This window comes from Shewanella subflava (assembly GCF_025971955.1).
GTDB classification, from domain to species: Bacteria; Pseudomonadota; Gammaproteobacteria; order Enterobacterales; family Shewanellaceae; genus Shewanella; species Shewanella subflava.
In genome coordinates, this window is sequence record NZ_JAPDMX010000018.1 from 60,850 (window position 1) to 81,348 (window position 20,499).

Consider the following 20,499-nt stretch of genomic DNA (forward strand, 5'->3'; position numbering starts at 1 on the left):
TCTCGTTAACCCTAAATGGATTTTGCTTCAACAATATAACGAAGGTCGGCCTCAGCCAATAATGAATCAAATGGATAGCAAGTGATTAATGTTAATCGGCTATCCTCAGTTGTTGCCATCTCCTCGACTTGCGATTCATGCACCACCCGTAAATCGGTCACTTTATACTGGCTTAAATGGCCCTGGGTATTTTGCAGCTCAATAACATCACCCAATTGTATGTATTTAAGTCTTAAAAAATGACTGTCTCTATGTCCTGCAATAATGGTATTGCCTTGCTCCCCCACATCTGCGCCACCTAAAAATAAACCTGGTCCAAATGCCAGAGTCCGCCCAGACATTCCCGCCAATATATACAGATCATGTTTAGCAGACTGGAGCTTAGCACTCATAAAACGCATTTTAGCCACAGGGTATGTATCAGCCCAAGACCATGGTTTATGGGGTTTGTTATCCGCTAATGTTTGGTTAAATGCGCGCTCAATCAAATATTGCGCAAAGTGTGCTTTAGCCTGCATGTAACCCCCTTTTATCATCATCATCGAAGCCAGCAATAGCAACATAACAAAAGCGAGCCATTGCAACGCTTTGCCTCGTCTCCCCTTTGCGATAAACCGCTGTTCTGAATGCAAATTAAGCATTATCGGGCTCCGGAGGCTGAATAATAAGTAACTGCCCGGGTAACATGCGCTTTAACCACAAACCAAACAGCAAAGTTAAAGCGAATAAGCTTAAGCCTGCCAGCAACCATAATCGGCTAGCCGTTGCTGTTTGCGGTAAAAATCCTTGCTGGATAGTGTTAATCTGCCAACCCGCTGGCACTAATTGTCCAAGCTGATACTCACCTTTATCTCCATAGTGAGCATTTACCGGTGTAACATCCACAGCCAATAAACTGGTAGCACTACTCACTAAATGATACCGCAATGCTAATGCTGCAATTTGTTGTTCGACACGATGACGATTAGCCGAATCTTGACTCAATTCTAACGCACTTATTTTTGCATTAGCCCATACCAAATCAAGCCCCGTGGCGGCATCAGCAGTAGTCAAATCCAATTGAGTTTGCCAATATTGGCCATTAATTTTGCCTGAGATAATCACCGGCTGTAATTGCTCTGCAGGGACTTTAAAACTTATCGCTATTGGAGAGCGTTGATAAACATCCTCAATATTAGCTGGCCAATACTCAGGGATACTGCCGTCGAGATGATATAACTCAACATCGGTTAGTACTGGCTGGCTTATTTTGTCAATTAACTGAGTCATTTGCTGTTCAACTTCAGCTGATTTGCCAATGTAAGTAAAAGTACCTCTGCCGATGCTTGCTGCCCTTTTCATAAAGTGTGAATTAGGAGCCGAACCAATCCCCACAGTGAACAAGCGTGAGTGTTGTAATTGATGGGCAATTTGTTCGAATAATTGCGCTTCGTTCGACACTGCGCCATCCGTCAAAAAAATCACCTGCCTTAATTTGGATTGTTGCTGAACATGATTGATTGTGGATCCCAATGCTTTATCTAAGGCAGGAGCCATTTCAGTGCCACCATCTGCATCTAAAGCCGCTACATACCGCCTTGCTTTTACTAAGTTAGCCGCATTTGCTGCTTGTGCCTGAATAAACAAGGATTGCACACTCGAATTAAAATCAATGATGTTGAAACTATCCATGGGCTTTAATGTGGTTAACGCTAAGTCTAAAGCCCGCTTTGCTTGCTTAATTGACTCGCCTGCCATTGAGCCAGAGGTATCAATGACGAATATTAATTCTCGATTGATATGATGCTGCGATTTATGCTCAAGACTCGGCGGCAATAGCAATGCCATAGCATAAATATCATCAGAAACTTCCGCGTTATCTTCCACGCTAAGCAGATGGGTTTGGCCTGTTTGATAGAAAATTGCACCTGCCACCTCATCCCCAACATCAGTTTGCCATTGCAACACAAAATCACGATCAAGCGGTACTTTGCCTTGTAGCACAACATGAGTGAGCCGGCCTTGATTATGTTGTTGAATATCATGATAAAGACTCGATAACTGAGTCAAACCAAAGCCGCTGTCTATGTGAATGTTTAACGACACTTTATGGCTGGGTAACTGGTGCTGAGTTTGATTCAGCATAGGCACAACAATCTGCTGCGCTTGAGCAAACTCACCACGCTGAAAGTCAGGTCGATACCGAGGCGCTACCACCAAAGGAAAACGTAAACTGAAAATACCATCTTGATAACTCACCGTTTCTAAATAGGTAATTTCAACCACGATTTGCTGTTGTGGACCAATATTGGCCAATTGGGTAGTGAAAATATTACTGCGCTGTTGACTTACAAGGCTTGCTTGTTTTCCTTGCTGCTTAGCACGCTCAAACGCCTGTTTAGCTTGCTGTTTAGGCTTGATAACGCCTTTAAATACCCGCTCGCCAATTACGAGTTCCATACCGTCTACCCCAGCATTGTCGGGTAATGGAAAGACATACTTAGCGTTTATCCACTCCTGTTCAATATTGTTGAAAATTTGCTTCACTGTAACGCGATTGATCAAGCCAGAAACGGCCATTTCAACTTGAGTGTCTAATGCCAACATCTGTTTTTGTTGGCCATTAATGTGATAGTTCACTACGCCTTGAGTCACCTCATCAGATACTCTACTAGCATCTGCATAAGAATGCGGTGAGGACTCACTCATGTTGGTCACAACCAACAACCACACCCCCATTAAACCCAGCCCTAATGGCCCTTTAGCAAACATAACTGCTCCTTAAGGCATGCTGGCATGCCTTTGGTCTATTCCATGAATTAAATGCGTTTTCGAAGGTATTAATTGGCAGCAAGTTGTGCTGTTTCAGCAATCAGTTTTAAGGTCACTCGGCGGTCAAAAAAGTCATTCTCAAAATTTTGTTCCGCATGCATGGGCGAAGTGGCGCCATAGGCTTGACCTTGTAATCTTGTTTTATCGACTCCTCGGGCAATCAAGTAATTAGTCACCTCCAACAAACGTTGTTCTGATAGGGCTTGGTTAAATGCATCATTGCCGCGACGATCTGCATAGCCCATTAAATTGACATGTAAATCAGGCATGGATGTCATCATGTCAGCGACATTATCAAGTTGCTGCTGAAATAAAGGCGCAATTTGCGTTGAGCCCGTTTTAAACTGCACATTCATGCCGATACTCAGCTCTGTTAAGGTTTGCTCTTGATGTGCTTGAATACGGGCTAATTCGGTTTGTACCGCGAATAACGTTTGCTGCTGTTTGTCCATGTCGGCTAATTTGACATTCTGTTCATTAAGCGCAAATTCTTGTTGCGCTAGTAATGATTTTTGAGCAGTAATTTCTGACTCATCGCCAACGGACTTACCAATTATTGTTCCGGTTAATGCCCCAATAAATGCCCCTACTGGTCCAGCTATCACAGCGCCGAGTATGGCTCCTGAACTCAGCCCGACTAACTCTTCAGTATGTTCGCGATCATTTGACGTTTCAGGGGCTTGGCTCGACGCGGCATAACTGACATTGCTCATCAGTAAAGATGAAATGATTGTGACGGTGATAATGTGCTTCTTCATAATGGTGTCCTGTTAATTGATGTGAAAAAATCGATGACGGTAAGCCGCTAGCGATTCGATGAAATCATTAAACAACAAATAAATGGCTTTTTATGGGAGCAAATATGGCAATTTGAAGGTCAATTGTGGCAACAATATGGCAATTGCTTTGGCGCACTTTAACCGCCAATAAATTGCTGTATAGTCACAACAATAATCTGCTTATAGGAACTAATTAATTGATGAAACGCATTGCCATTGTGGAAGATGAAGCGGCTATTCGTGACAACTATAAAGAGGTATTACAGCAACAAGGTTACTGCGTACAAGCCTATCCTAATCGCCCTGCGGCGATGCAGGCCTTTCAGACTCGCCTTCCCGACTTAGCCATTATTGATATTGGCCTTGAAGGTGAAATTGATGGCGGATTTACCCTATGTCAATCTCTCAGAGCCATGTCGAGTAGCATACCGATTATTTTTTTAACCGCGCGAAGTAGTGACTTTGATACCGTTTGTGGTTTGCGTTTGGGCGCCGATGACTACCTTTCTAAAGAGGTAAGTTTCCCCCATTTGTTAGCCCGTATCGCCGCGCTATTTCGCCGTTCAGAATTAATTGGCTCAAGCCCAATTGAAGACAATTTGATGATAAGAAACCATTTACAAATTGACTCAAACCGTATTCAGGTGACTTGGAAACAGCACCCCATTGAATTAACCGTAACCGAATTCTGGATGGTGCATGCCATGGCAAAACACCCTGGACATGTCCGCAGTCGTCAGGATTTAATGCAGGAAGCTAAAATTTTTGTCGACGACAGCACCATCACGTCACATGTAAAACGGATCCGAAAAAAGTTTATTGCCATTGACAGCGAATTTAATTGTATCGATACCGTTTATGGTATGGGTTACCGCTGGGACAGTTTGTAAGGAATGCAATTCACTATGTATTTGCCGTTAGGGCTTAGAGCCAAAGTCATTGTCTTGTCATTATTTTTACTCTGCCTGCCCTGGCTTGGGTATGAATATGTATGGGAAATGGAAAAATATTTACGCCATGGCCAAGAAAAAACCCTTGAAGGTACCACCCAGGCCTTAGCGACGGCATTGCATGAACGCCCAAAACTATTCGATAACCAGGCAAGCTTTTTAACGCAAGTACAAAAAGGCAGAGATCTTTACGCCTATCCATTGTCAGGCCCTATTCGCCTAGATGGCAAATTAGACGATTGGCAACTTTATCGTCATCGCATGTTGCAATATGGCAATGAACATGTGGTTTATCAACAAAATGCGGAACAAGCGGTTAAGCTTAATTTTACCCATATGGTGGGTAAATATGCTGGTTATTTATATGGTTTTTTTGAGGTCAATGACGACAAGGTTGTTTATCGAGGAAAAAACAGCTTAAGAGTCGACAGAAACGATCACTTAGTCATCGCAACGTTAGCGCCTAATAGTCAGTTCACCCGCTACGTGATAGCAAATACTCAAGATGGTTGGTTAAGTGCATTTAAACTGCCTGATGACCCATCGCAGTCTATGCCCGTTACCCCAGAAAATCGTATTCAAGGGCAATGGCAAAAAACACCCAATGGTTACATCATCGAATTTCGGGTGCCGTTAGAGATGATCGGCAGCAAGCTCGGTTTTGCCATTCATAATGTCGATGACATCGAAACACGAAATTTAGTTAATATTGTTGGTACTTCTGCAACCAATTCAGTGGCGGAATTAGGCACGGTGTTAGTTCCCTCCCCTGAGATAGAAAGCATTGTTAAGGGCATGGGCCACAATAGTTCGCGTATTTGGGTGGTTGATAACCATGGTAGAGTATTAGCCCGCTCCGGGGATATTCGCACAGCAAGTCATGCCTGGGACTCAGATTTAGATGATAAGCAAACCGAAAACATCTTGACTCATTTTCATAAAAAATACTTATTGCCATTATATTATAAAATTCTCACTCGACCGCCACAGGACTTTATTGACTCACTACAGGACTCAACTGAATTAAGTGGTAGCCATATTGAAAATGCTCTGGCAGGAAAACCGGCCTCAACATGGCGATTAACCCCAGATAACAAAGCGGTGGTATTAGCCGCTGCAAGTCCGATATGGATTGATGACAAAGTGATGGGCGTAGTTATCGCAGAAGAAACAACTCACGGTATTCGAAGCTTACGTAATCGTGCGTTAGAAAAGCTGTTTAACGTGATTCTCACCATTATGAGTATGGGCACTTTAGCTTTGTTTATTTTCGCATCAAGTATTTCCAGTCGTATTAGACGTCTACGTGATCAAGCTGAATTGGCGATTGATAGCCAAGGGCGCGTTAGACAACAAATTACCCCATCAAGAAACCGCGATGAAATCGGCGATTTGTCTCGAAGCTTTGCCAACATTGTCGGTAGATTAGGACAATATACACACTACTTAGAAAACATGTCTTCCCGCCTGTCGCACGAATTACGCACGCCAGTGGCTGTTGTACGCAGTTCTTTAGAACACCTAGGCAACCAATCTTTAGATGAATCGAGTAAAAAATATGTTCATAGGGCTCAAGATGGTGTCAATCAACTGCACCTTATTTTGAATAACTTAACGGAGGCTACTAACCTTGAAGCAAGCTTAGGCCATGCTGAGCGCAGTGTGTTTCCACTTAAAAAAGTCATCAGTGGATGTATGCAAGGTTATCAAATGACCTACCCAGAACAGCTATTTAGCGTTGCCATTGAAGATAAAAACATGCTTTGTAACGGCGTTCCAGAATATATCGCACAATTAATGGACAAGTTAATTAGCAATGCGATTGAGTTTAGCTTACCCGACAGTCCAATACTGGTGAGTTTGAAGCAACATAATAAACAGGCAATCATTAAAGTCACTAATTGGGGAGCGAGTTTACCACAGGATATGGGCGAGCAAATTTTTGAATCCATGGTGTCTATCAGACCTCAATCGGCGTCAAATAAACCCCACCTTGGCTTAGGCTTGTATATCGCTCGATTAATTACTGACTTTCACCAAGGTAAGATAACAGCGAAGAATGTGTCTTATGTGGCAGAAAATTATAATCAAATTAAAGGGGTCAATTCAGCCCAGCAAGGGGTTGAGTTGTGTTTAATTTTGCCTGTAATCGAAACCACCTAAATAGATGTAGTAATAGTATTAAAAGCCAACTTCCCTCTTTTATTTAGCCGTATAGATGGTAGGATGGCTAAATCAAGTTTAACGGATTAATTCATAATGACAAAACACGACAAGCAAGCGACTCAAATTGTAAGTTTAGGCAGAGACAAAAAATACACCAAGGGCATCATTAACCCGCCAGTGTTTAGAGCATCAACAGTGGTGTTTGACACTATGGATGACATGCGTTTTGCCATTAAAAACAAAACCAATGGTGAGCTGTTTTATGGTCGCCGTGGCACACCAACGCATTTTTCATTTCAAGAGGCGATTGCCGAGCTTGAAGGCGGTGCTGGAACCGCTTTATATCCCTCAGGAGCTGGCGCCATCAGTGCGGCTTTGTTGTCGTTTTTAAAGTCGGGAGACCATTTATTGATGGTCGATACCGCCTACGAGCCCACCCGTGATTTGTGTGACAAAATGCTGGCAGGTTTTGGGATTGAAACGACTTATTATGATCCAATGATAGGCGCCGATATCCGCGATCTCATTCGCCCAAATACAAAAGTGCTGTTTCTTGAGTCCCCTGGATCAATTACCATGGAAGTTCAAGATGTCCCCACACTTTGTCGCGTAGCACACGAAAACAATATTATTGTCATGTTAGATAATACCTGGGCATCCCCTATCAACTCACGCCCTTTCGAAATGGGGGTAGACATTTCAATTCAAGCGGCAACAAAATACATCGTTGGTCACTCTGATGTGATGATGGGTACAGCGACTGCGAATGAAACTTACTGGCCACAACTGCGTGAAAACAGTTACCTAATGGGTCAAACAACCTCTCCTGACGACGTATTTTTAGCGGCTAGAGGTTTGCGCACCTTAGGTGTGCGAATGGCACAACACCATAAAAATGGTTTAGAAGTGGCTAATTGGTTAGCGCAACGATCTGAGGTTGATCATGTTCGGCATCCGGCATTTGACACCTGCCCTGGACATGCATTTTTTAAACGTGATTTCACATCCGCGAATGGCTTATTTTCGTTTGTGTTAAAGCAAGGAGATTTACGCAGCGTCACAGCCTTTGTTGAAAACATGCAACACTTCAAAATGGGCTTCTCTTGGGGTGGATATGAAAGTTTAATTCTGGGCGTGTTTGGCATTGATAAAATTCGCAGTGCAACCCACTGGGACAGTTCCAAGCCACTGATCAGGTTGCATATTGGGTTAGAAGATCCCCAAGACTTGATTGCCGATCTTGAACGCGCATTTGAACGCTATCATCAGGCTTTAAAATAACGCAATCACACAACTGACTCCAAAAACTCAAAAGGCTACGTTAATCGTAGCCTTTTTGATATGCCAAATCTGATGATTTGTTTACGATTAAGCTCAATAACAACCGTGCACGGTTAGACCACAAACGTCATAAACAACTCAAAATGACATTGAAAAATATTCACATTCCACAATGTTCGACATTTCACTTGTTAAATAATTTTAACCTGTTGATAAAATTAATTTTTATTCTCGGGGTTTAACGCATTCCAGGCTTGGGTACCATATAACGGAACCGTTGAAAGAGCATGCTTATGGCTGCCATTGGTTTCTTTGGTTGAATATGACAAATATAATAAGGTTTGATTTTCTTTGTCTAAAATACGCCTTACTTTCAAGCTTTTGAACAAAATACTTAACGATTCTTTAAAGACAATTTCGCCACCTTTACTCATATCAATGTCAGCAAGATCATTGGCACTAATGGGCCCTGTTTGACGGCAACTGATCCCCATATCGGATGGGTCGGCAAAATCTAAATCGGCTTTAATTCGACTAATATGGCAAGTTACACCAGGAATTTTAGGGTCATGTTTCGCATCGATAATCACATCTTTAGTAGTAAACAACCCTAAACTGACTTTGCCTACATCGTCACTGCAACCCAGTAACATGCTGCCCAGTGTAACAACGGATAATAACGTTAATTTCATGTTCATTGAGTTACCTTAAAATATTGTTGTGCCCAACGGGTTAATCCCGCAGTGACTGAACCAAAATGATCACCCACTACCACTTTTGCATCGGGATAAACTTTAGCAATTTGATTATAAATAGCCGGACTGCGTGCCGTTCCTCCAGTAATATACACAATATCAGGGCTATTTAAACGTTTACCATCAACATCAAGACTGGTCATTGCCTGTTGCATTAATTGGCTCACTTTATCTAACGAAGGTGTTATAGCTTGCTCAAACTGCTCAACACTGACCTCAACCGAAAAATCATCTTCTATAAAAGCCAAAAATGCCTGATGGACGGGGGCTTGAGTTAAGGCTATTTTAGCTAATTCAGCCTGACGCACTAATTGAAAACTCATTTGGTTTTGTTGCAATATACGCAGTCGATTAAGTAAATGGGGGGATTGGGCCTCTTTCACCAACATTTCAATTAACTTTTTGCTCGCTAATTGGTAAAAATCACGCTGGGCGCTAATGTCATTCACTGCCACGGCATTCCAAAATAGATTTGATGGCATCGGCTTACCATCAAGCATTTTGCTGTCACTACCAAAGCTTGGCATAAATCCTTGCATGGCTAAGGCGATATCTAAATCGTTACCACCAATACGTTGACCGCTATGGCCTAAACAATCTTTATCTCGTTGGCCAGTGCTCATTCGCTCTGGACCCATTTTGACTAATGAGCAATCTGTTGTTCCCCCGCCGACATCCACAACTAATACATTAGCGGCATCAACTAAGGTTGATTCAAAATCCATACCGGCGGCTAATGGTTCAAACAAAAAACCAACCTCAATAAACCCTGCCCGTTTCGCGGCTAAGGTCAATATGGCTTCAGCTTGCTGATTACTCTGCTCTCCACCAATGCCTTGAAAGTTAACTGGACGGCCTATCATCGCATGGGAGGCACTCGGCAGGCCCTTAGCATTCAGTTGTTGGTCAAGCAACTGCTTAACGTGCATCATCATCAGAGTCACAATATCTTCAAATAAGGCGACTTGTTCAGGGCGTAAACCTGTTGCCCCTAAAAATGATTTGGGTGATCGAACATAAAAGCCCTCTTCGGGCATTTCCAAATAGGCATCTATGGCTGATTGACCGACAAACACAACTTGTTCATCAGCGAGTAAATCGAGTTCATGGCGAACTTGCTTAGCTCGTATTAATTGCGCACTGCGTAAATGAGAATATTCAGCTTTTAACTCATCAGCTAATCCAAGGTAAACAGCTTCAGCTATAAGCTCTCGGTCCATTGCATAGAGTGTTGATGGTAGATAGTTAGAATCAATACTCAAAGGGAGTAGTTTGACTTGTCCACTTTCCCACATTCCCACCGAGCAGTTAGCACTTCCGTAATCAAAACCAACAATCATCAAATCTACCGTTTTAAAAAATCAAACGAACAAATTACCACATTAGGGGATTAAAAAAATAATTTATGCGGATTAATCAAGGTGACTGGTGATTTTTACAACATGATTATGGGGTAGAAAGCAATGGCCGATAAATTTCTAAACAGTTATTATTGATATAAACACCCACATTTGTTTCTAATATCGACGTCTTAGAAAACTGAAACAGTTCACGTTCGGACTCAGGTAGTTGCTTAAAAAAATCAGGAAATTGGTTTGAAAAAACCAAATCAATTCTGTTGTACTGTAACATTTTAAAGCCTTGTGCTAACGACTCCACTTGTATTATTTCAATGCCGGCATCAATAAACTGTTTCTGGAATGGGCCTTCATGCTTGTAACGCATGAGCGCGAGCTTCTTCCCTTTAAGTTCAGACAGATGTTGCCAATCAAAGTTTGAAGATTCAGTACGGCGAAATAATCCCAGAATGACTTTTTGATCGCTTAACGGCAAAAAAGTACTGAGTAAGTATTTCGGTGGAGGGAAAAAACTTAAGCACCATTTACCTGACTGCACTTGAAGTTGTGCTCGAGCGGGAGGTAAAAATAAGGGGATCGGTTTATGAATATCATACTTTGTCATTAACTTATCAAGTAACACAAAATTAATACCGTGTTCGGGTTCCCCCATAGTGGTAAAGGGGGGATATTCGACCGCAATCACCTCAAAGTCTCCAACGGCTTGCACGGTATTCACCTTGTCATTAGTAAAAGTGTCTTGCCCAACAGCAAACTCCGTTAATAGCCACAAAGTAAGCAAAACAACAATACGAAAGATCACATTAAACGACCCGCTTTAATTAACTCATACACATATTTTAGTTCACTCCCTAGTCGCTGTTAAATTTATTTACCGAATAAAAAAAGCCATCAAAAATGATGGCTTTTACTCATTCATACAGCAGTTAACTTATTTTTTAGCTTTCTTCTTTGGGGTTTTAGTCGATTCACTCACCCACTTTCCACCCACATATCTGGCAGACCAGCCGGTCGCTTTACCATCAACCTCTGTCGCAACGTATTGCTCTTTGGTTTTACGGCTAAATTTAACCGCGGTTTTATTTCCGTCATCATCTTCAACGGGCGCATCGGCTAAAAATGCATACTTATCCCAAAGCAGATCACGGTATTTTACTAACTCTTCCACTAAGGGTGCACGGGTTTCGCGCGACTTAGGAAAGGTACTGGCCGCTAAAAATATTCCAGCAGCACCATCACGTAACACAAAGTGCGCATCTGACTTGGAGCACTTCAGTTCAGGTAGGAAGATAGGATCTTCTTTTGGTGGCGCTGCTTCTCCATTTTTAAGGAGTTTACGGGTATTTTTACATTCGCTGTTGGTACAACCAAAATATTTACCAAAGCGGCCGTTTTTCAATTCCATATCATGGCCACAACGGTCACACTCAATCAGCGGTCCTTCGTAACCTTTTATTTTAAATTGACCTTTTTCAATCTCATAACCGTCGCAGCTTGGATTATTACCACAGACATGCAATTTACGCGATTCGTCAATCAGGTAACAATCCATCGCAGTGCCACATTTACCACAACGATGTTTAGCACGAAGTGCATCGGTTTCCGCATCTTCATTGTCACTGATGGCTTCATCACCAGAGGTTAAATTTACCGTGGTTTTACAACGTTCCTTAGGGGGTAATGCGTAACCACTGCACCCAAGGAATACCCCGGTAGAACCGGTACGAATACCCATTTTACGTTGGCATGTCGGACATTCAATATCAGTCAATACCGGATCGTTTAGGCGCATACCACCTTCACTTGGATCCAATTCAGCCAGTAATAATTGCTTGGTAAAATCACCATAGAAACCATCAAGCACTTTTTTCCAATCCAGCTTACCCTGGGCAACATCGTCTAATGTTTGCTCCATGCTGGCAGTAAAATCATAGCTCATTAAGTCTTTAAAGCTTTCAACTAAACGCTCGCTAACGATTTCACCCATTTTCTCAGCAAAGAAACGTCGATTATCAACCCGCACATAACCTCGGTCTTGAATGGTTGAAATAATGGTTGCATAGGTCGAAGGGCGGCCAATACCACGCTTTTCTAACTCTTTGACTAATGATGCTTCACCATAACGCGCAGGTGGCTTAGTAAAATGCTGTTTAGGCAGTATTTGTTCAAGCGTTAAACTATCGCCAACCTCTACAACAGGTAAGGTGCTAGTATCTTCATTTTTCTTACTCATTGGCGGCTGAACACGCGTCCAACCATCAAAGCGTAATGTGCGTCCGCTGGCTTTTAATTCGTAATCACCGGCAACGACAGTTAATCGCGTTGCATCATATTGTGCTGGTGTCATTTGACACGCCACAAATTGACGCCAAATTAACTCGTAAAGACGTTGCGCATCACGCTCCATATCCGATAGTGTAGCCGATTGAATGGCCACATTTGATGGACGAATCGCTTCATGCGCTTCTTGTGCGCCTTCTTTACTACCATAACGAATAGGATCAGCAGGCAAATACTTATCGCCAAACTCTTTGCTGATCATCTCACGTACATTATCAAGCGCTTCTTGACTCAAGTTTGTCGAGTCAGTACGCATATAAGTAATATGCCCTGCTTCATATAAACGTTGCGCCATCATCATGGTTTTCTTTACGCCAAAACCTAAACGCGTACTTGCAGCTTGTTGTAATGTAGATGTAATAAAAGGTGCTGAAGGTTTGCTTGATGTTGCTTTATCTTCACGATTTGTAACCTTGAAAGATGCACCCTTTAGGGCATCGACAGCAATTTTAGCTTGGGCTTCATTAATCGGTTCAAAAGCGGCTGACTGGTATTTCATCACCTGCATTTTAAGCTGTTCAGCTTTACTGGTAATTAAATCCGCATGGATGTCCCAAAATTCTTCAGGCACAAATGCCTTAATTTCACTTTCACGCTCAACAACTAATCTAACCGCAACCGATTGTACACGACCGGCCGATAATCCCCTTGCCACTTTTTTCCAAAGCAATGGAGAAACCATAAAGCCAACAACGCGGTCGAGAAAACGACGAGCTTGTTGCGCGTTAACCATATTGGTGTCTAATGTTGCCGGTTTACTAAACGCATCTTGAATGGCTGTTTTAGTAATTTCATTGAATACCACTCGTTGATACCGTGAAGCATCACCACCGATAATTTCCTGTAAATGCCAGGCGATAGCTTCTCCTTCACGGTCCAAATCGGTTGCGAGATAGATTTGGTCAGCGGATTCTGCAAGGGTCTTTAACTCTTTGACCACTTTTTCTTTACCCGGCAATACGGCATATTTCGCTACCCAGCCGTTTTCAGGGTCAATCCCCATACGACTAACTAGCGCTTGTTTATCTCTTGCCTGCTTATATTTAGCTTTAGCTTCAGGTGACATCTTACGAACTTCAGCAGCCGTTTTAGCTGGTGGAGTTCCATCAGAAGTGGACGAAGTCGGTAAATCACGGATGTGACCTACGCTCGACTTAACGATGAATTCTTTACCAAGATATTTATTAATAGTCTTGGCTTTGGCCGGCGATTCGACAATAACTAACGATTTACCCATAGTTTGATTTGCGCCAAATAGTCTCAGAAAGTAACAAAATTGATTCCATATATAGAGTGTTAGGACAAGAGTTTCAAGTAAATCTGCTTTTTATGTGCATTTGTGAGTGATTTTTCTACCAAAATAAAAAAATGGAAAAAATAATATGCGATTTTTAAAACTAATTTCTCAATAAATCAGTTTTGAAAGGCAATTGAGTGCATTTTTAGTCAAAAATGGCTCTAAGCACAAAAAACCAACAGTTTGTTAACCTGCTTAGCTTGCGTATACTTGCGGTAATTTCGTCATTTCTTACATGCAAATTTAACGTTATTTCCATGTCGAAATCACAATAACTATAATCAAGAAGGATTAGCCATGAAGCAATTTGAAGCAAACTTTGACGGCTTAGTTGGGCCCACACACAATTATGCTGGTTTATCTTTTGGCAATGTGGCGTCTTATTCTAATGCTGCCCAAGCCTCTAACCCTAAAGGTGCCGCCAAACAAGGATTACAAAAAGCCAAAGCCCTTGCCGATTTAGGTATGGTGCAAGGTGTACTTGCCCCTCAAGAGCGCCCAGACCTTTATACACTGCGCAGAATTGGATTTAACGGAACTGACGCCGAAGTAGTGCAAAAAGCAGCTAAGCAGGCTCCTACTTTACTTAACGCTTGTTGTAGCGCATCAAGCATGTGGACCGCCAATGCCGCAACAGTGTCTCCTTCTGCTGACACCCGAGATGGCAAAGTGCATTTCACGCCAGCCAACCTTGTGGATAAATTGCACAGAAGTATTGAACCTTTAACAACGGGTAATATTTTAAAAGCCACATTTAATAATGATCGTCACTTCAAACATCATCTGCATTTACCTGAGCATGCCAACTTTGGTGATGAGGGTGCCGCTAACCACACGCGTTTATGCAGTGATTATGGTAAAGCGGGTGTAGAGTTATTTGTATATGGTCAAAGTGCCACCAATCCTAATGCACCAAAACCTGCTAAGTACCCTGCCCGTCAAACATTAGAAGCTTCTCAAGCGGTCGCTCGATTACATCAATTAGAAGATGAAAGTTGTGTTTTTATGCAACAAAACCCAGCGGTCATTGACCAAGGCGTGTTTCATAACGATGTGATTTCTGTTGGTAACCAAAATGTGTTGTTTTATCACGAGCAAGCATTTTTAGATACCGAAGCCAAATTTGCAGAGATCCGTAGAAAAATGAACGCTGAAGTACATTTTGTAAAAGTGTCGACAGAACAAGTATCGATTGATGATGCCGTAAAAAGTTACTTATTTAATACTCAAATTATCACCTTGCCAAATGGTGAAATGGCCATCATTGCCCCCACTGATTGCCAGGAAAATCCAGCCGTGTTTGCATATTTAAATGAGCTAACCACATTAGGCACGCCAATTAAGCAAGTCAAATATTTTGATGTAAAACAAAGCATGCAAAATGGTGGCGGTCCCGCTTGCTTACGTCTGCGGGTGGCAATGAATGAACAAGAAGTTGCCGCCGTTAATCAGCACACGTTGATGAATGACGTGTTATTTGGCCGATTAAATACCTGGGTAGATAAACATTACCGTGACACATTAACGGTAGCAGACTTAGCCGACCCACAATTGATTATTGAGTCTCGCACAGCGTTAGATGAATTAACGCAGATATTGAAACTAGGTAGTGTTTATCAGTTCCAAAAGTAATTGATATTTGCTACTCAAGTAGATGAACATGCCGCCGTTTATTACCGCGGCATTTTTATGGGTATTAAGGCGTGTTTCTAGACACAAATGAGACCCATAGTGATAATTAACAACTTAACCTAACCTATTGAAATATAAGATAACTATGTTAACTTGTCAGATTATATAATGAAGACTTAGCATAAAAACCTTCCTTGTTATTATGCTTGTTTTCTTCGCTATTTCTGAATACCTATTGACTCTGATGGGTATATAAAAAGGCGCAAAATGCGCCTTTTTATATCGTTTGGAAACAACAGATGTGCTACAGAATTGTCACGCCAATCGCTACAACTTCTGTCACTGTCCCGCCTGGTGTTTCTACTTCAACTAAAAACACCCCAGTGTTTGGCTCATCTTCACCTTTAATGGTCACCCCAAAATCTCGACCGCCATTATAGTTAGTGCTTGGCCATACATATTCACTGGCACTGACAACCGAACCCGCTGAGGTTTTGAACCTGACGATTGTGCCCGCTGGCATTTGCTGATTGTGTAAATCTGAAATAGTGAAGAACACAGAAGCAGACCCTTTACCCACAATAGTAATATTGCCGCCTAAATGCTGACCATCTCTATCATCGATTAATATCTGGCTTGACTCTGTTGCATAGGCCGTACTGCCTGACATCACCATCACTAAACTACGACGAACATATAATGATTTAGAATTATTGGTGCCATCGGCACAACCCGCATGTGCAGGAGATGAACATAACACACCATTATATAAACCATCTTTAACATCGAAGATGCCATTTGAATTAAAATCAATCAGCTCTTCTAATGTGCCACCGGTCTGGCCCCCCACTTGTTGTGGGTTAAATAGTTTGTCTTCGTTATAGTCATTAAAGGCATCATTTAAATCAAACGCTTGACCCGTCACATCAACGCCATTTTTAAACTCATTCAACTCATTGGCATCAAATCGACCATTACCATTTAAATCAGGGAAAGATTCTTCACCGATTGCTGTCGCGGTAATCGTTGCACGGCCGCCGTATTTTTGGCCATAAAAATTACCATACAAACCTAATGCTGCATCATAAGATAATGCCGACATTGGGTTACGCACCATAGCGCCAGTGCCATCAATCAGCACCGCACCTTCAGGGCGAGGTAGTTGGCTAGTCCAATTGACTGAACAGGCACCTTTTACTGTTTGACACGCATCTTCAATAGAACCGCCTTCAGTAGTAAATGATACTGTTGTTCCATCAGGAACAGGGTTATTGAAGGCATCAGCTAAACGCGCAGTCACAACAACTTTAGTGCCGTCAATATCCCAGCCTTCCGCATTTAATACTTCAGCTGATAATGAGAAACTATCTTGATCTGGAATACCTGTTGAAATAATTAACTGCTTCGACTGACTAGTAATCGCAGGAACGGCACCATTTTCAACCGTTGCCGTAACACGAAGTGAACTTGCTACTGTGCCTGAGGTAACAACCGTTTGCACAATACCTTGGTTGTTGGTTGTGGCTATTGTTGGGGTTATCGCAACACCGCCAACAGCGGTATTCAATTTAAACGACACGGATTGATTACTTACAGGGTTACCGTTTTTATCCAGAACTTTAAATTTAACCGTAGATGATTCAATACCACCCGTGCCTAAAATACCAATATTTTCAGGAGCAGCTGACTCAAATGAAATACTGCCCACATCCGCTTGTAAAACATTAATCGTACCAACAGCGGACAAACTAATCCCACCTGCATTTGCGGTTACATTGATTTGGTCTTCACCGACACAGCCTTGGGCAAGATAGGTTGACGTTGCCACACCATTACTTGATGAAACAGGAGAGCTTAACTCGGCCTGTGGCGGATTTTTAGTTGCACAAGTTGATGAAAAATTTACATCAACAGGTTGATTGAACGGTTGCCCTTGTTCATCCTGAATACGAACTGTAATTGTTGCAGTGCCACCAGCTGATAAATTTGCAGTACTAACTTCCGCTTTACCCGCTACAAAAGAAGTATCCGAGCCACTGCCCATCACGACATTGGTTGCACCAACAACAACTATGGTTTTACCCACTTCATTTGTAGGTAACGTTGCTCTAACTTCTCCGGCGCCTAACGCGCTGCCAGCATAAATATCTACAACGGCTTTACCTGCTGAGTTAGTCACCGCAGTTTTAATGGGTAAGTCACCAATATCTGATTCAAAAGTCACAATAGTAGGCTTACTGATACCTGTTACGGTAGCGGTTAACTTACCCGGAGATAATGTACTGATAGTCTGTACAGGCGTGCCTGAGGTATCGGTTAATACTAAAGAAACTTGAGCACCACCGCCAGCTTCACCACCGTCACCCACCATGGTGATATTTAATGATGCTGTTTCACCTGAGCTGATTGTCGCGGTGACCGTTGCGCCCGTATTGACTGATGCTGTATTCAAAATAACCGTTGCAACACCATCAGCATTGGTAGATACCTGACCCGTGCCAGGAGAAAACGTACCATAACTGTCATCATTTAATTCAAAGCTGACAAGAGTGCTGACCGGACTACCTGTCGAATCGACAACTGTAGCGGTAATTGTTGCGGGCTCAGCAACAGAGACTTGCGTGTTATCGATAGATAGAGCAATAGAAATTGTTACTGGCGTTGGTGTCCCACCATTACCGTCATCGGTAATGCTGCCACCGCCACCACAGGCGAAGAGTAAAAATGAACAAATTAGTGCTAAATAAACTTTAATTGCTGACCTCATTGTCAGGCTCCCTGTTACATTAGAATAATACTTATGATTTATAATAGTTACCAATTAAACAATAATACACAAATATCTGATAACTATGCCACAACCTAACCACTTTAATCGGCACATTTAGACATAAACTTTAACCTTTATACCATTTCATAAGTCCCCCTTTCCTGCTAGGCTTTAACGGGTTAGCCCCCAAATACTTAGAAAAATAATTGGAAGGATCGATTGTGAGCAATAAAAAACAGCTCGGACTTACGAGTAAAATTTTAATTGGCATGGCTTCAGGTATTTTACTTGGCTTGCTGCTACGAAACCTTTTGCCTGATAGTTTATTTGTTAAAGATTACATCACAGAAGGATTATTGCACGTTATCGGCGCAATATTTATTTCCAGTTTAAAGATGTTAGTCGTACCGTTAGTGTTTGTTTCTTTAGTCTGTGGTACCTGTTCATTAAGCGACCCTTCAAAACTGGGCCGACTAGGCGGTAAAACCATTTCGTTTTACTTGTTCACTACGGCTATTGCATTAACGATATCGATTATTGCCGCCATTTTGATTCACCCTGGCAATGCCAGTTTAGTGAGTTCAACGATGGAGTTCACTGCTAAAGAAGCCCCAAGCTTATCTGAAGTGATCATCAATATTGTTCCTGACAATCCAATTCAAGCAATGACACAAGGTAACATGCTGCAAATTATCTTATTTGCGGTGATTTTTGGTTTTGCTATTTCCCATATCGGTGAACGTGGTGAGCGAGTTGCTCTGTTCTTCAACGATTTAAACGAAATCATCATGCGCGTTGTTACCTTAGTCATGCAGTTAGCACCTTATGGTGTATTTGCGTTAATGGCGAAATTGAGTTTAACGTTGGGAATGGAAACCTTCGGCAGTGTTGTAAAGTACTTTTTCCTAGTGGTCGCAGTGCTGTTAATTCAAGCGCTAGTGGTTTATCCAGCACTGTTAAAAGTGTTTTCTGGATTAAACCCATTAATGTTTTTACGTAAAATGCGCGACGTACAATTATTCGCATTTAGCACAGCAAGTTCAAATGCCACGTTACCGGTAACGATTGAGGCCTCTGAGCATCGTATGGGTGTCGATAACAAAATTGCTTCGTTTACATTACCACTTGGTGCAACCATCAATATGGATGGTACTGCGATTATGCAAGGTGTGGCGACCGTATTTATCGCTCAAGTGTTTGGTATCGAACTGAGTTTAACTGATTATGCTATGGTTGTTGTGACAGCAACCTTAGCCTCAATTGGTACCGCGGGTGTTCCTGGTGTGGGCTTGATCATGCTTGCGATGGTATTAAACCAAGTCGGGCTGCCTGTAGAAGGTATTGCCTTGATCATTGGTGTAGACCGTTTATTGGATATGTTAAGAACCGCTGTCAACGTTACTGGCGATACCGTTGCAACGGTTATTATTGCCAAATCCGAAGGGGCATTCAGCGAGGAAGTTTTCAACGACTCACAAGCAGGTAAAGCTGCAACCAGCTTTGAAGAACAAGTGTTGAATCTGAAAGCAAATTCAAAAATCTAACGATGTTAGGCATTCTTTCAAAGGCGCACTGGTTGCGCCTTTTTTATTTTTACTTTATAAATATCAAAACAATTATATTACAATCAGGAACATAAATGGACTTTACCCTATTAGCTAGCTTAGCTGTTATCCATTGCATCGCATTAATAAGTCCAGGGCCTGATTTCGCTATTATTGTAAAAATGGCCACCCAACAACATCGACAAACCGCTATAGCATGCGCGTTGGGCATTTCAATAGCCATTTTAATCCACACACTATTATCACTGCTGGGGATCAGTTTAATGATCCGTCAATCTCCGCTTGCCTACACCTTAGTTCAATGTGTCGGAGTGAGTTATTTAGCCTGGATGGGCATTCAAGCACTGAAATCAGCCATAGGGCGCTTTCAAGCTATTGCAGCTTCAACGGATGCGCCCTCTCAAACTGTTGCCTCGGTGATTGCTGACGCTCCACAAAAGTCAGTGTTTAACGGTTTTAAAGTCGGTTTGTTAACTAATTTACTTAACCCTAAAGCATTAATTTTCTTTATCACATTATTTACCGTACTGATCACCCCTGAGGTTAACTTCGCGACCAAAACCACAGCAACATTGCTGTTGTTCTGCTTATCGTTGATATGGTTTACTCTATTAGCCATGGTATTATCCAAACCCAATATTCAACTAAAATTACTCGGTATTAGCCATATTATTGATGGGCTAGTGGGCATCATTTTTATCGGAGTGTCTTTTACCATTGCCATCAGCTTAATAAGCAGCTTTTAACTCACGAGTTCGTTTATTTACAGTAACCATATTTGCAGTAAAAGGAGTT

Annotated in this window: 14 protein-coding genes; 6 read left to right on the forward strand and 8 right to left on the reverse strand. The window is 42.1% G+C overall.

What is annotated here, in order from left to right; genetic code table 11:
- Nucleotides 1–11: 11 nt before the first annotated feature.
- The 3 genes from OHT75_RS08040 to pdsO form a co-directional block, all read right to left on the reverse strand.
- Nucleotides 12–641 carry a class GN sortase gene (locus tag OHT75_RS08040; RefSeq protein ID WP_264725969.1) on the reverse strand — a complete coding sequence of 210 codons (630 nt, stop codon included), beginning with the start codon at nt 639–641 and terminating at the stop codon, nt 12–14.
- The gene (locus OHT75_RS08045; RefSeq protein WP_264725970.1) at nt 634–2,751 is read right to left on the reverse strand and encodes a marine proteobacterial sortase target protein; all 2,118 of its coding nucleotides are present in this window, start codon (nt 2,749–2,751) and stop codon (nt 634–636) included. The genes OHT75_RS08040 and OHT75_RS08045 overlap by 8 nt, the downstream gene beginning before the upstream one ends.
- Nucleotides 2,752–2,819: 68 nt before the next feature.
- Complete coding sequence (gene pdsO / locus OHT75_RS08050) at nt 2,820–3,569, reverse strand: sortase-associated OmpA-like protein PdsO (protein ID WP_264725971.1); 750 nt, start codon at nt 3,567–3,569, stop codon at nt 2,820–2,822.
- 221 nt (nt 3,570–3,790) lie between these two features.
- Here pdsO and pdsR point away from each other — a divergent pair, with 221 nt between their 5' ends.
- From pdsR to OHT75_RS08065, 3 genes are all read left to right on the forward strand, one after another.
- On the forward strand, nt 3,791–4,480 hold the full coding sequence (gene pdsR / locus OHT75_RS08055) for a proteobacterial dedicated sortase system response regulator (protein WP_264725972.1): 690 nt from the start codon (nt 3,791–3,793) through the stop codon (nt 4,478–4,480).
- 15 nt (nt 4,481–4,495) lie between these two features.
- A complete protein-coding gene (gene pdsS, locus OHT75_RS08060; protein ID WP_264725973.1) occupies nt 4,496–6,703 on the forward strand; it encodes a proteobacterial dedicated sortase system histidine kinase in 2,208 nt (735 codons plus the stop codon).
- A 96-nt stretch (nt 6,704–6,799) separates the two neighbouring features.
- Nucleotides 6,800–7,987, forward strand: coding sequence for a cystathionine beta-lyase (locus OHT75_RS08065; RefSeq protein WP_264725974.1), 1,188 nt, complete (start codon nt 6,800–6,802; stop codon nt 7,985–7,987).
- Nucleotides 7,988–8,205: 218 nt separating this feature from the next.
- Here the strand turns inward: OHT75_RS08065 and OHT75_RS08070 are convergent, their stop codons facing one another.
- The 4 genes from OHT75_RS08070 to topA all read right to left on the reverse strand — a co-directional run bounded on the left by OHT75_RS08070 (nt 8,206) and on the right by topA (nt 13,677).
- Nucleotides 8,206–8,679, reverse strand: coding sequence for a CreA family protein (locus OHT75_RS08070; RefSeq protein ID WP_264725995.1), 474 nt, complete (start codon nt 8,677–8,679; stop codon nt 8,206–8,208).
- Between the two features lie 2 nt (nt 8,680–8,681).
- The gene (yegD, locus tag OHT75_RS08075) at nt 8,682–10,082 is read right to left on the reverse strand and encodes a molecular chaperone (protein ID WP_264725975.1); all 1,401 of its coding nucleotides are present in this window, start codon (nt 10,080–10,082) and stop codon (nt 8,682–8,684) included.
- Between the two features lie 106 nt (nt 10,083–10,188).
- Nucleotides 10,189–10,902: a transporter substrate-binding domain-containing protein gene (locus OHT75_RS08080; protein ID WP_264725976.1), complete on the reverse strand. Its 714-nt coding sequence runs from the start codon at nt 10,900–10,902 to the stop codon at nt 10,189–10,191.
- Between the two features lie 129 nt (nt 10,903–11,031).
- On the reverse strand, nt 11,032–13,677 hold the full coding sequence (topA, locus tag OHT75_RS08085) for a type I DNA topoisomerase (protein WP_264725977.1): 2,646 nt from the start codon (nt 13,675–13,677) through the stop codon (nt 11,032–11,034).
- A 357-nt stretch (nt 13,678–14,034) separates the two neighbouring features.
- On the opposite strand from topA, the gene astB reads away from it, so the two are divergent.
- A complete protein-coding gene (gene astB / locus OHT75_RS08090) occupies nt 14,035–15,369 on the forward strand; it encodes an N-succinylarginine dihydrolase (protein ID WP_264725978.1) in 1,335 nt (444 codons plus the stop codon).
- A 304-nt stretch (nt 15,370–15,673) separates the two neighbouring features.
- Here the strand turns inward: astB and OHT75_RS08095 are convergent, their stop codons facing one another.
- On the reverse strand, nt 15,674–18,136 hold the full coding sequence (locus tag OHT75_RS08095; protein ID WP_264725979.1) for an Ig-like domain-containing protein: 2,463 nt from the start codon (nt 18,134–18,136) through the stop codon (nt 15,674–15,676).
- Between the two features lie 224 nt (nt 18,137–18,360).
- On the opposite strand from OHT75_RS08095, the gene OHT75_RS08100 reads away from it, so the two are divergent.
- Nucleotides 18,361–19,683, forward strand: a complete 1,323-nt coding sequence (locus OHT75_RS08100; RefSeq protein ID WP_264725980.1) for a dicarboxylate/amino acid:cation symporter — start codon at nt 18,361–18,363, stop codon at nt 19,681–19,683.
- A 95-nt stretch (nt 19,684–19,778) separates the two neighbouring features.
- The gene (locus OHT75_RS08105) at nt 19,779–20,450 is read left to right on the forward strand and encodes a LysE family transporter (RefSeq protein ID WP_264725981.1); all 672 of its coding nucleotides are present in this window, start codon (nt 19,779–19,781) and stop codon (nt 20,448–20,450) included.
- Nucleotides 20,451–20,499 lie beyond the last annotated feature (49 nt).